The 290-nt window shown below is 29.7% G+C and carries 1 protein-coding gene; it reads left to right on the top strand.

Features of this window, described 5'->3' with window-relative positions:
- On the top strand, window positions 1–290 hold a 290-nt coding region (locus LQ693_RS13570), incomplete at both ends, for a DDE-type integrase/transposase/recombinase (protein ID WP_345772687.1).

Below are 290 nucleotides of genomic sequence, written 5' to 3' on the forward strand. Positions count from 1 at the left end.
TGAAAGAATATAATCTAACTTGTACAAAGTTCACACATAGAGGCCGTAAGTATCGTTCCTTTAAAGGTAAAGTTGGTAAAGTAGCTCAAAACATATTAAATCGTAGATTTAAAACAAATCTCCCATTTCAAAAAGTCGTGACAGATATTACAGAGTTCAAATTAATGAATGGTCAAAAATTATATTTATCACCTTTTATGGACTTATATAGTTCAGAGATTATCAGTTTCAAAATCTCAAGTCGTCCTACATTAGATATAGTGATCAATCCACTAAAAGAAATGATAGAG

Origin of the sequence: Mammaliicoccus sp. B-M6, assembly GCF_022386965.1 — a bacterium.
GTDB lineage: Bacteria > Bacillota > Bacilli > Staphylococcales > Staphylococcaceae > Mammaliicoccus > Mammaliicoccus sciuri_A.